Annotated in this window: 9 protein-coding genes; all 9 read right to left on the bottom strand. The window is 37.3% G+C overall.

Going from position 1 to position 12,144, the window contains the following annotated elements:
• Positions 1–84: 84 nt before the first annotated feature.
• Genes LG402_RS15395 through LG402_RS15355 form a run of 9 tightly spaced genes read right to left on the bottom strand, consistent with a single transcriptional unit; the run spans position 85 to position 12,116 of the window.
• A complete protein-coding gene (locus tag LG402_RS15395) occupies positions 85–3,441 on the bottom strand; it encodes an ImcF-related family protein (protein ID WP_227335874.1) in 3,357 nt (1,118 codons plus the stop codon).
• The gene (locus LG402_RS15390) at positions 3,428–4,561 is read right to left on the bottom strand and encodes a hypothetical protein (protein ID WP_227335873.1); all 1,134 of its coding nucleotides are present in this window, start codon (positions 4,559–4,561) and stop codon (positions 3,428–3,430) included. Before LG402_RS15390 ends, LG402_RS15395 begins: the two co-directional genes overlap by 14 nt.
• Positions 4,562–4,617: 56 nt before the next feature.
• Positions 4,618–7,014 (bottom strand): T6SS phospholipase effector Tle1-like catalytic domain-containing protein, encoded by a 2,397-nt coding sequence (locus LG402_RS15385; protein ID WP_227335872.1) that lies wholly within the window; start codon positions 7,012–7,014, stop codon positions 4,618–4,620.
• Positions 6,999–7,544 (bottom strand): DUF3304 domain-containing protein, encoded by a 546-nt coding sequence (locus LG402_RS15380; RefSeq protein WP_227335871.1) that lies wholly within the window; start codon positions 7,542–7,544, stop codon positions 6,999–7,001. The genes LG402_RS15385 and LG402_RS15380 overlap by 16 nt, the downstream gene beginning before the upstream one ends.
• Complete coding sequence (locus LG402_RS15375; RefSeq protein WP_210813661.1) at positions 7,529–8,077, bottom strand: DUF3304 domain-containing protein; 549 nt, start codon at positions 8,075–8,077, stop codon at positions 7,529–7,531. Before LG402_RS15375 ends, LG402_RS15380 begins: the two co-directional genes overlap by 16 nt.
• A complete protein-coding gene (locus LG402_RS15370) occupies positions 8,062–8,586 on the bottom strand; it encodes a DUF3304 domain-containing protein (protein ID WP_210813660.1) in 525 nt (174 codons plus the stop codon). The genes LG402_RS15375 and LG402_RS15370 overlap by 16 nt, the downstream gene beginning before the upstream one ends.
• A gap of 49 nt (positions 8,587–8,635) precedes the next feature.
• The gene (locus LG402_RS15365; RefSeq protein ID WP_227335870.1) at positions 8,636–8,893 is read right to left on the bottom strand and encodes a PAAR domain-containing protein; all 258 of its coding nucleotides are present in this window, start codon (positions 8,891–8,893) and stop codon (positions 8,636–8,638) included.
• 48 nt (positions 8,894–8,941) lie between these two features.
• Positions 8,942–9,724: a DUF4123 domain-containing protein gene (locus tag LG402_RS15360; protein WP_227335869.1), complete on the bottom strand. Its 783-nt coding sequence runs from the start codon at positions 9,722–9,724 to the stop codon at positions 8,942–8,944.
• The gene (locus tag LG402_RS15355; protein WP_227336972.1) at positions 9,717–12,116 is read right to left on the bottom strand and encodes a type VI secretion system Vgr family protein; all 2,400 of its coding nucleotides are present in this window, start codon (positions 12,114–12,116) and stop codon (positions 9,717–9,719) included. The genes LG402_RS15360 and LG402_RS15355 overlap by 8 nt, the downstream gene beginning before the upstream one ends.
• Positions 12,117–12,144 lie beyond the last annotated feature (28 nt).

The raw sequence follows: 12,144 nt of genomic DNA, 5'->3' as shown, positions 1-12,144 counted from the left end.
TCCAATATAATGGAGAATACTTGGTGTAAAAATAACTGAGATATCAATAATCCATTTTAATCATCTTTTTATTTGTTTAAATTTTTAATCTAAAAAGATCTTTTCTGGTAAAACAAAATTGCGTAGTTGCAAGAGTGCGATTGGGCCATCGCCCATTTCTGTTCTTAAAGTGTAATTGAGTGACTGTCCATTTAAGGTTTTCCAACTGACAGAGTAACTGCTGGTGCTACCAGCATAAGGGGCGATATTGGCATCCTCCAATAACCGAATGATGCCCCAGACGCCACGATAATCGCCATAAATACGTGTACCTGTATTGGTGGTGATCCAACTCAGCGATGCACCTGAAGCAACGGTATCAGCTGGCCAAACGAAGCGTTGCCATTGCGGTTGTTGGTTATCATAGATAAGAGATTGTTTATCTATCATTAGGTGGGTTTGCATAATGTCAGGTGATGTACCTGGACGTAATTCAAAGTAAAGACGCGCTTCACCATTCGCAAAAACGACATCTCCGAGATAGCTTAGTTTGTCTAAGGCTTTTAAGAACTCAGGGTTAAAGGTTAAGCCCTGTGCATTTGTGGTATCGGGTACCCAGTGCGTACCTTCTTTATGTAAAACACCGTTAAGGTGAGTTTCAAGGAAGCGCTGAATACGACCATTATCAGGGCGTAGATATTGCGCCATTAAAGGTAATGAGATTTCACTTTGCGTATTTTTGAGTGGATAGCGACCACCGAATGCCCTATTCCAGTCATTAACAACGGCATTTCGCCATTGAGTGTTAATACCTTGCGAAGTGGGCGCTAATAACTGTTGCCATGCTTGAGACATGGGTTGCACAAGCAATGTATCACCAAAGCTATTCCACTCTTGCCCAAAGCTTGCTGCAATCAAACTGCCGTAATCTTGCGTTTCTGATAAATCGACGGTTTTTCCTTCAAAAATACTTCGAGCCAATGCTTGAGACATGGCTTGTGGATCGGGGGCATTAACAACTTGTTGAAGTTTTAAGCGAACTCTAGTCACGCGTGTGAGGTAGGCTTGTAGGCTTAACGCATCACTGTTTTGCGCTGAAGATTGAGGATCGGTGAAGGCAAGTATTGGTGCAAAAACAGGCTCTAGAGGGCCGGTAAATTCCGCTTTTTGACTAATAACCGGCTGTTGTTCTTTGTTTAATAAATCTTTGGCTGAGTTAACAAAAGAGTCTGCTAATTTTTCTTGTTGGCGACCGGTTTTACCTTGATAAGAAAGCGTATTCATTAGAGCAATAATGGGGGATTGTCTGACATCGCTCATTAAGGTGAGTTGATCAATGGTATCTGAAAGACTTTGTGTTTCTCGCCACTGCAAACCATTGAGGAAGCTTAACCAACTGCCTGAAAAATCATTAAAATAGCGTTCTGTGAGATTTTGCTGGAGTTTTTCAGGTGAAATATCAATATCGGTTTCTTTTTGTGTGTCACTTAATACCCAATCTATTTCTTCTCGTCTTTCATAAACGGCTTTTTTAATCGCGGGCTCAATCGACTCTTCCCACGCTTTACGGGTAAAAATACCGGGTACGGTTTCAGTGGTACTGAGTAAGAAGCTGACATCAGTATCCCCCGTCATATCATCTAAGCTCATATCTGCAAAGTTATGCTGTGCCTGTTGTAAGATTTTTTGGTAAAGCGCAGATTCGCCATTACGTTGACCAATTTGGCGAATAAGAATGGTTCGGCTTCCTGCCACTAAAGTACGATTAGGCTTGATTGTCCATTCATGGTGATAAGGCAATTGAGAGGCATAGAAGGTTAATAATTCGGTGCCTAATGTCTGCCATTCCCCCTCTTTTAATCCGTTATAGTCAGGCCAAATGCGTAATGCACTTTCAGTGAAGAATGCAGGATCAATACGGGATGGATCGCTCATCATTAAATAGGCTTTTAATGCTTGATAAGCGGATTGAGCACCTTCAATACGTTCTGCGCTTTCTGGTGGGAGTTGCATAAACGCGTGAAGGTAATTTTCAAGGTGTTGTTGGGTTGAATCGCGCAATAACGGCAACATAGATTGGCTATAAACCGGCCATAGATGACTAAGTAATGCGTTATTACTGCTTAAGCCAAAGCGTAGCCAAAATGGAACAGAAGTTTTTTCTCGATGGCTTAATAAACCTAAGGTTTGTTGTAAGCCATATTGTGCCTGCAAGCGGGCAAACTCAGATTGATGATTGTCTGTCGCCAACTGTGCTTGTTGTTGGCTTTGGGTAATTAATTGGCGATTCATAAAGTAAGAAACAACCATGCCAACGCCCCAGAGTGTCATGGCGGTTGCAACGGTATATTGCAAAATACGTTTTGAGTTTAGCCCTAAAGGTGATGCCTTTAGTTGAGGGGGAAGGTGTGAATTTGCCGTGAGAAGCGCTTTCCAATGGGGATTGGATGTCCATTGATTATTTTGTGATGAAGTTGCAGACACATTATTGTTAACAGCCGTACTAAAGAGCACACCAGCGAACGGCAACGAGCGATAACCCGATAAAAGCGGTGCCAAAGTATTGGCGAGTTTTTCACATCCTTCATGTTGAAGAAAACGCGCTAATGCTAATAGGTAAGTTTGTGTTGGGTTATGCAAGACAGCTAGTGTGCCTTGTTCCACTAGTGCCGGTAAAAGCGTTTTTAAGTCATTGGAAATTATTTCAGATGTCGCTTTTAAAGGGGCTGAATAAAGGACTGTGGGTACTTCATTTGTTGTTATTTCACCGTGATTACTGATATTCCAAAGCCAAATGGGGGCTTGCCAGCGTAATTGACGAAATAGCTGGTGGAAATAACGGCTAGCTGTGTCTGTATTGGTCGGATTTAAGTGATTAAATAAGGAATGACCCAGCGGTTGTTGCGATAAGTTATTTTCTGACACCCAAATAACCGCATCGAGCGGACGACGTCGGCGCAGTTGTTTTAAATCTTGAATTAAATTTTCATCAATACTTTGATGGATATCGCCACCATAGATAAGTAACGTTCCATTGTTTTCTTGCCAGATATCCGTTGTTAGATTAGGAGTGAGTTTTTCGATAGATGTCGAGGTGCCGATGAGGAGTATGCGTATTAAATTTTTTGAATTACGTTGACCATATTGTTTAAATATATCATCAATAAATGAATTATTTTGTTTGTTTATTTCTGGTAATGTTTTTGTATTATATAAGAAAGGCTTACTGAGTAATGGAATGACTTTTTTCCAACCATAAATAAAAAAAGGAAAAGCTAATAATAAAGCAGCCCAACTGGAAAAAGTAAAAAATACAATTTCTTTAGGTGAGTAGTCTGTTTCTAATATTTCATTACCAAAAAGATAATAAAGTATGCTTAACGTAAAAAGGGATATTGTAAGAACAACAGCATAAATAATAAATAAATCCCGAGTTGAAGAAAGCTTATCATTGATTTTCATCTTTGAGAATAACCCCTGCTATATATTGATCGTTACAATATCCAGAAATCCATCCACAACTATTAACATCGTTATGCATGCAGTGTAGAGCAGCAAATGAAATAGCGATAAATGGTGATGAGCAAGTACTATCACCGAAGTAATCCTGTACAATATTGTCGGCTGAATAGAGTGATGTTGATAAAAAAGCATAAGATGCTTGAGTATTAATCGATATATTTATTTCTGGTAATTTCTCCATCCCTGAGTATTTAATAATTTGAGACGCTAATTCATTAGCATTTTCATTATTTGATATTTCACAACGATGTAAATGATAGGCTTCTTTATCAGGAAATATTGTCCATAAAAAACCAGTTTCACTTAATTTACCTGCATTGATATCATCAAAAATATTAGAACCGCCAACAAGGTTGTAATGTTCTGACTTATAATGAAGATAGTAGTTATCAATAATGATATCTAAAGAATCTATTGAATCGATAAATATGGTTTTTAATGGTGGTAATATATGATGATCTTTTAGATGCTCAATAAATTTATTTAGACTACCTTGACTACCTTTCCAGTAAAAATTATCTATTTTGATATTATCAATATTGTTTTCTTCAGTATTTATAAAGTGATTAGCTAGTAATTTAGCAATCATTTCTTCTCTGTTTTTTTTATCTCCGATGAGTGCTGAACAGGGAATGCACTCTTGCTCCTCCTCTATTATAGAAGATGGAGGTATCGGTTTATCTTTTAAAGCCTGATGCCATTTATATTGGTTTTCACCCAAAGAGCCAATAACAACTGAATTTTTTATTGGTATTGAAGCACTATGGTATAACCACCATTTTTTACTGTCTTCATCAAATTGTTTTTTAAATAACTCATTATTATGATTGTTTAATACTTTTAAAAATAAATAAATTAAAAATAAAAATGATGAAATAAAGATAGGAATGATAACACTAGAGATTAAAATAAAATATTTATTCTCTACTTTACTATTTGATAAAATAATATTAGTGAAAAAAAGAGAGAAACCAATAAATATCAATAACCACTTTAATAGTTTTTTCCAATTTATCGGTTTGTCTTGGGTAAACTCAGGGTAACGCGGAGGATATCTCACGATATATCTCCTGATCTTTTAGAGATAAAGTTAAAATAAATGGGATTAATGCTAATTTAAGCAATTGATAAGACTTTTTTAGTATCAATAACTTGAGTTAAACTATTTATAACACCTCCTGTTTTTTCAACAATAGATTGAGCTATGGCAATTGATTGTACAGGGCCCGCATTTTTAGTAGGTTTAACATCTTCAGGATTAAAGGGAAGTGCTAATCCTGTTATTGCATTTACGACTTCATATTCCATTGACATAACGCCTAATGTACCTGCAAAAGCACCTAGTGCATTTTTAATGTTTTTTTGCCTCACTACATACGCCATACCACCAATAAATGTGGCTATGCCAATTAATTTTCCCGCTATTGCGACAGGTGATAAAAATTTATTTGTTTCACTATCAGCATAGATCATTCTATAACTAAAATAGCTTGCCCAAGGTTCTCTAGATTGTAATGCATCATGCATAAACCAAGCACGAGAATCATGAAATTGGTTATCAAATAAATCTCTTGTTAATAATGCATCAGGATCAGGAGTGTTATTTTCTTTAAATAAAGGAAATCCATAACCTTTTTTATAAATATCATCACCACTTTGTTTCATATGAAAATATTCAGCTTTCTCATCGTCAGTATTTACTAAGCACATTATATTAGTTAATAAATTATCGACAGAAAACTGTTTCCAATTTCGAACTTCTCTTCGTTCATCGTAATAGTCCGCTTTAAATTCTTCAGCACCTTCTCTTAATTGTGTTTTACCTAGCATGGGCTCATAAATACGAGGCCCCATAAGATCTCCTGGTGAAATGGTATCTGTACCTTGTTTTATTTTTTCTTTCTGTTGTTCTTCTATCTCCTCTTTAGTTTTCTCCCATTTTTCTTTATCTTCTTTGATCTTTTCAGTGCCATGCTGTAATGCATTTTTATAAAAATCTTGATTAAAAAGATTCATATCGGCATATCTATCGATACGCCAAGCTGTCATCCATGCCATTTGTTTTTCGACGACTTTTTCTAATGTTGTATTTGCACGGCAAGCATTGAAAGTTCCCGAAAAATGAGTAGTAGCCACTTGAGGTAACCCTAAAGTAATTTTTCGCCATGCGTTAAAGCGTTGAATTAGAATTGGGTTGATTTCAAAAAGTTCATAGATCTTTCTTGTAATACTATTACACATTATTTTCCCATTACTATTTTTAGGTGATATACCAGTAATATTTAATGGGGCTCCTATTAGAAATGCTGAAAGATAAAGATCATGTAAGACAATTTGTGAAACTAACATTGAAGGATCATTAAAGGCTTTTCCTTGATCTCCTACCAAATATCCCCCTCCAATATCGGAGTGAACACCGGGATAAACCACTTCTTCAATATCGGATATTTTGGGATAACGGCCATAATTATTACCATTAATATTCTTATTATTCACAGATGTATCTGCTTTATTTTTTTCATTCTCCCAATCTGAAGGCCGTCTTACTGTATCTAGAGGAAAACAGAAACGTTGCTCATGAGCAGAAACAAAGTGACGACAGCACTTAATAAAGTTAGGAAAAATTTTTTCACTGGGGAGTTGTTGAGTGCCATTTGCCCAATCCATATGACCTGAAAAGAAAGGTGCTAAATGCACTATACCCACAGAAGGCACCGTATCCAAAATGCCAATAAATTCAACTTTTACATTAATACCACATAATTGCTGAGTGGGTTTATCAGCACCTTCAGGGGTATCGAATAACTGTGTTACCCAATTAACAAAGGTTCTTGCTTCCGCTGCACCACGTGAGAAACCGTAAACATAAAGCTTAATCGTCAGTGTTTTAGGGTTAAGTTGTAATCCTTCAATAATCTCTTTTTTATTAATTAAAGAATGGATAACCGCACGGCGACGACCTTTACCACTAATAGGAAGATATGTTGGAGTTGCCATATCTTTTAAGTGAGTACGTAATTGAGTAAGTGTTAGCTCATCTAAGTTAGATGAAATGATTAATGTATTGGCTAACATTAATAATGCCCAATTAATACGATTTTCTCCCCCTGTTGCAAATATTAAGCCCATATTAGTAAAATTATATTCTGCTATTTCAGGGAAGGCAGTACCAACACCGGGCATATAATATTTAAAATATTCTCTTTGTTTTTTATCTGGGTTATTTTCATCTTCATACGTTGTTTCAAATAATCGCGTAATATTGGTGGCGGTTTTAGGCTCAGCCGCCATATCTTTTTCTCGATTATTATTGGTGCCATCAAAAAAGAAACTAATATGTAAATTTCGACAGCAGTTATTTTTTACACTAGCAAGGCTAGAGTTATGATTTCGTTTCTCTTCTTCTCGTGTTTTATAATTATTCTCTATTTGTTGCTGAGTTAATTCTAGTCGCCCATCATCTGGGAAATGATTAGGTACCCAAACTGGTTCTGCTTTTATTTCTTCAAACATACGATGGGCTCCTTCATATTATGAGGTTCATTAATTGGGTATTCAGGATGACCATATCCTTTACAAGAGGTAGTGATTTTCACTTCATTACAAGGTAAGAAATGCACTTTGACGCTACAAGGTTCATCATATTGTGGGATTGGCACCCAAGTTTCGTGACTGGAGGTATTGTCGCGGAGTTGTTGTTTCCAGTGTTTATAGGCTTCTACTTGGCTAAATTTTGGAGGTGGTGGAAATTTGCTGGTATCGACAGTTTCCCATCGAATATGTGCGGTTAAATTAGGGCGCCATTTTTCGGGGATCATCACACAACAGACGGTTCCGCCAATACTGCCGTAACCCTCATTAATTGAAAAACCTGAAATTTCAAATTGAGTATGGTTATAGCCTTGAAGTCCTGCTCCCAAGAGGGAGTTTTCTGGTTTTGCACCCCAAGAGCCGGCATTAGCACAACCGGAAAGTAACAGAGAAATGATCAAGAGCGTGGCAAGTTTAGGGTAAGTTTGCCAAATGGTTATTTTTGGGGACATACAGCAGGCTCCTTCATATTATGAGGTTCATTAATTGGGTATTCAGGATCACCATAGCTATAGCAAGAAGTGGTAATTTTCACCTCATTACAAGGTAAAAAATGAACGTCGACACCACACACTTCTTTATCATATTGTGGAATCGGCACCCAAGCTTCATGATAGGTCGTATAGCGGTCTAATTCTTTTTCCCAGTGATTATAGGCTTCGACTTGATCAAAATCAGGAGCAAGAGGTATTTTGCTTTTATCGAGTTTCTCCCACTTTATGTGAGCGACTAAATTAGGACGCCATTTTTCGGGGATCATCACACAACAGACCGTGCCACCAATACTGCCATAACCTTCATTAATCGAAAAACCGGTAATACTGTATTGAGTGTGGTTATAGCCTTGAAGTCCTGCTCCCAAGAGGGAGTTTTCTGGTTTTGCACCCCAAGAGCCCGCATTGGCACAACCAGAAAGTAACAGAGAAATGATCAAGAGCGTGGCAAGTTTAGGGTAAGTTTGCCAAATGGTTATTTTTGGGGACATACAGCAGGCTCCTTCATATTATGAGGTTCATTAATTGGGTATTCAGGATGACCATATCCTTTACAAGAGGTAGTGATTTTCACTTCATTACAAGGTAAGAAATGCACTTTAACACTACAAGGTTCATCATATTGTGGAATCGGTACCCAAGCTTCGTGACTGGAGGTATTATCGCGTAACTCTTGTTTCCAACGTTGATAAGCTTCTACTTGACTAAATTTAGGTGCTGGTGGAAATTTTGTGGTATCGACAGTTTCCCATCGAATATGTGCGATTAAATTAGGGCGCCATTTTTCGGGGATCATCACACAACAGACGGTTCCGCCAATACTGCCGTAACCCTCATTAATTGAAAAACCTGAAATTTCAAATTGAGTGTGGTTATAGCCTTGAAGTCCTGCTCCCAAGATGGCGTTTTCCGGTTTTGCGCCCCAAGAGCCCGCATTAGCACAACCGGAAAGCAACAGAGAAGAGGCGAGAACTAATAATATTAGTTCTAATTTAATCATTTTATCAACTTTATTTTTATAAAATAAGAATGACATATAAATAATTAATTTATGATTTGATACTTATATTAGAAAGTGAACTTACTAAAGTACAACCACAAGCACAATGGTACCCTTCTAATGCAACTGCTCTTTTATTTATTGTTGAATTTTTTGCCCCTTCAATAATTCTATTTTCACCATGCTTATTACAAATAACCTTATCGCCAACGCAAGCAACAGACTTTCCATATGCTAAATAGCTTCCTGTAATCACTTGTCCACCATAAGGATTTAAAGTATCTCCGACTCTAATTATTTTTTTCATTTTATGATCTTTTTAAGTGTGAATTTTAAAAATAGTAATCTGAGTAAGTTAATTATTAGAATAGTATTTGCGAATATATTCTTCTACTGTGCCCAAATGGTCACTATTATTGGCTTGAATAGCAAGAGCATATAAATGATTGAAATTTTCTTCTTGAGTTATCGATGTGTTATTAAATTCAGAATATGATCTTAATTCTTCTGCATCACTTATACAGCCAATTTTATTAATTTGTTCATCGTTAAATTGCATTATTGGAAATGACTTATCTTCAATCTCTGGATGATAACTTCCTAATAACCAACTCATATCATTGTCTCTATCTAGCCAGCCCCAAATAAAAGTAATATCAGTGAATCTTTTTTTTTGCTCAGGTGTAAGAATATCTTTTACTAGTGTTGGAAATACCCGTGTATCATAAAAGCGAAGTAAGCAAGATTTAAAGCCCCATTCAATTTCTGCAAGAGAAAGTAGAAATGTAGATAACATATTAAATGGAAGAGGGGATGATGTTATTAATAATCGAGGCTCTGAATAAAGTAATTCAAATAGCTCTTCTAATAAGATTAAATGTGTACTTTTATTCCATTCAATACGAATAAGTAGAGGAGCTTGTTCTAAAAAACCTTCTTCCGGCATATTAGTGAAAAGCGAAAACCATCTAATATCATTATCCATCTTGATTAACGCTGGAACGATGGGATTTTCTAACCCAGCTTGGTCAATAACTATATCAAGATAATCTAGATGTGTTTTTTCTGAAATCAATTTTAATTGGTTTATCCATTGATCTGTTATTTCTTTTGAGGGGGATTGTAATGTATTATTCACGGATGGCGACTCCCATAGCATTTTCTTGGGCTTTCTTTAAACACTCTTTACAAACAGATTGAGGAAGGTCTGGTAATGGGAAATCTTCACTCGCTGGCTCACTCCAAATATGTTGCCCTTTGAGGCTTAAACGACTCGGTGTATGAATTTCAATTTGGCCATCAGGCATTATTTTAATATATCCACCGCCACAGCCTAAAGTAATTCCATTTTTAGCAGTTAATTGAATATGACCTTGAGTTGATTGTACCGTAATATCTTTAAGTGCCGTTGCTTCGAAGATATCGCCATGTGATTCTAATTCAAAAGGTCCTTTTCCAGAGACAATGCGTATTCCTTCTTTTTGAGACAACATCGAGATTTGTTGATATGCATTTACCGCTATTTTCTGTGTACTTGATAGGTGCATTTCACCTTTTGTTTGAGCATAGAGTGCTTCAACACTTTGCATAAGTAGTGTTTCATTGGTAACAATACCTATTCCTTCTGGTGCATGCATTAAAATAGAAGGTGATGCTAGTTTATCGGTGTTTTTTAAAAGATTATCTAACCCTTCTTTTTCTGGTTGGAGATTGTGATGTGCTTGTGTGATTTCTCTACAATCATCTAACTGACTTATTGCTCCCTTGACTAAAGATATTGCAGGGTCCATTGCCAGCACTTCACCACCTGCTTTGGCTTGATTATCTGCACTAATAAACAATCCTTTACCTGCTCTTATTGCTCCCCAACTGTCAGTGCGTAACTCAAAACCTTCGCCACGTTTATCACGATTGGCATCGACAATATGACCTAAGCTTAACTGAGATTTACCACCATATTCGGTGCTGAGTTTAATATGCTCCTGTCCACGTTTATCCTCCATTCGCAATTTATTATTTGCAGGGGTACGAATCACATTACGAGTGTTGTTTCTATCCGTTACATGATCGGGATGACGCGAATCATGCAATACATGGGCGATGTAAGGCCGGTCTGGGTCGCCCTCATGAAAGGCGATAGCGACTTCAGTACCTTGAATTAACGGAAAATGCATCCCGTAAGTGTCACCTGCATAAGGTTTTGCCAAGCGTACTGGCATACTTTCATAGCCCATGGGTTTTTCATCACGGTCAGCATCAAATTTTACCCAATAAAAACCGTGTTCATTTTGGTGAGCGTAAATATCGTTATCTTTTGCACTCGTAATACGCGCAGTCAGTGTGCCTGTAATAATTGGACGAGGTTTAATAACTGGACGCCAACAAAGTGTTTCACTATAAGGAATGGCATTAAACCGCACTTGTAGTGCTTTTTCTCGACCACCACTAAAGCGTAAGCGAGTGATTAAAATCGGTGATTGAAACACAGACGGTAATGATGAAGGTATTGCGTTATCAGTGATTGAAAGGACTTGTAGCGGTGATAAAAAGTCGGCATTACTTTCACCTTTTAAGCGAGTTTGTCGAGTGAGAAAACGTTCATGATCGAGTCTTGCCCAAAAGTTAGCAGTTTCTGCTTCAGGTGTGAGTTTATCGCCACGGGCAAGGTGTCTTGCTTGGTAATGATAAACTTCACCATAGTGAACTTCATCTCCTTCACCACGGGTCATATCCGTTACTGCTGAAATCAAGGTATCTTGTGCTTGGCGATGGTTATAGTCTTTGGTAAAGACAGTCTGTTCGACTACTTGATGATGTAATGATAATCCCCATACGCTTTCTTGGTGATTATCATTCATGCCCGATGGGCTATTTAAAGGCAATGTTTTATCAAAGGTGTAAGCGCTTTGGCGATCGGCAAAACGGATGACTTCGGTTTGTGTTTGGTCTTGTAAATAAAAAGAGTAAAAAATACCGACTTCACTTAATAGTCGTTCAATAAATTGGCGATCACTCTCATTGTATTGGTTGATTTGTTCACGCTTGGGATATTCGTTTTTAAGCGTAAATTCAAACTCCCAATCTTTAAAATTATGCTCACGTAAAATTTGGCTTACAACATCGGGCACAGATTGATTGAGGAAAAATCGATGAGAGCGGATTTGATGACGTAATAATGCAAAAACAGGCTCAATGACGAGTTGATAACGCGCTTCATCAACCGAGCCTGATAGACGTCGAAATTGTGTGACTACACCATGAACGTGTTTGGTGATAGGCTCTTGCGTTGCCAAATCGGTAATACTGTTAATTGGTGGGGTAAAGGATAGCGTTGCACTACGGCGCAAGAGTTGTTGTGGCTGTAAATCTTGAGCTTGGCAAGTAAAGGTAATTTGATAATGGTAGGGTTCACTTATTGCTTCGCGTCCTGTGAAGTGTTCTACATCAAGTAAAACATCACACTCTTGTACAGTAAGATGATAGCGATTGTGTCCATTAAGTAGAGTCTGAGTTGTTTTTTTTAAGTTCATAGCTGAGTTATACAAACACATCCCGTTT

Source organism: Proteus sp. NMG38-2 (assembly GCF_020640995.1).
Taxonomy (GTDB): domain Bacteria; phylum Pseudomonadota; class Gammaproteobacteria; order Enterobacterales; family Enterobacteriaceae; genus Proteus.
This window is presented reverse-complemented; position numbering and strand designations above follow the sequence as displayed.

What these genes read in the sequence shown, in the direction of transcription:
- LG402_RS15395 (WP_227335874.1), bottom strand. Translation starts at nt 3,441, where the DNA reads ATGAAAATCAATGATAAGCTTTCTTCAACTCGGGATTTATTTATTATT.
- LG402_RS15385 (WP_227335872.1), bottom strand. Translation starts at nt 7,014, where the DNA reads ATGTTTGAAGAAATAAAAGCAGAACCAGTTTGGGTACCTAATCATTTC.
- LG402_RS15380 (WP_227335871.1), bottom strand. Translation starts at nt 7,544, where the DNA reads ATGTCCCCAAAAATAACCATTTGGCAAACTTACCCTAAACTTGCCACG.
- LG402_RS15375 (WP_210813661.1), bottom strand. Translation starts at nt 8,077, where the DNA reads ATGTCCCCAAAAATAACCATTTGGCAAACTTACCCTAAACTTGCCACG.
- LG402_RS15370 (WP_210813660.1), bottom strand. Translation starts at nt 8,586, where the DNA reads ATGATTAAATTAGAACTAATATTATTAGTTCTCGCCTCTTCTCTGTTG.
- LG402_RS15365 (WP_227335870.1), bottom strand. Translation starts at nt 8,893, where the DNA reads ATGAAAAAAATAATTAGAGTCGGAGATACTTTAAATCCTTATGGTGGA.
- LG402_RS15355 (WP_227336972.1), bottom strand. Translation starts at nt 12,116, where the DNA reads ATGAACTTAAAAAAAACAACTCAGACTCTACTTAATGGACACAATCGC.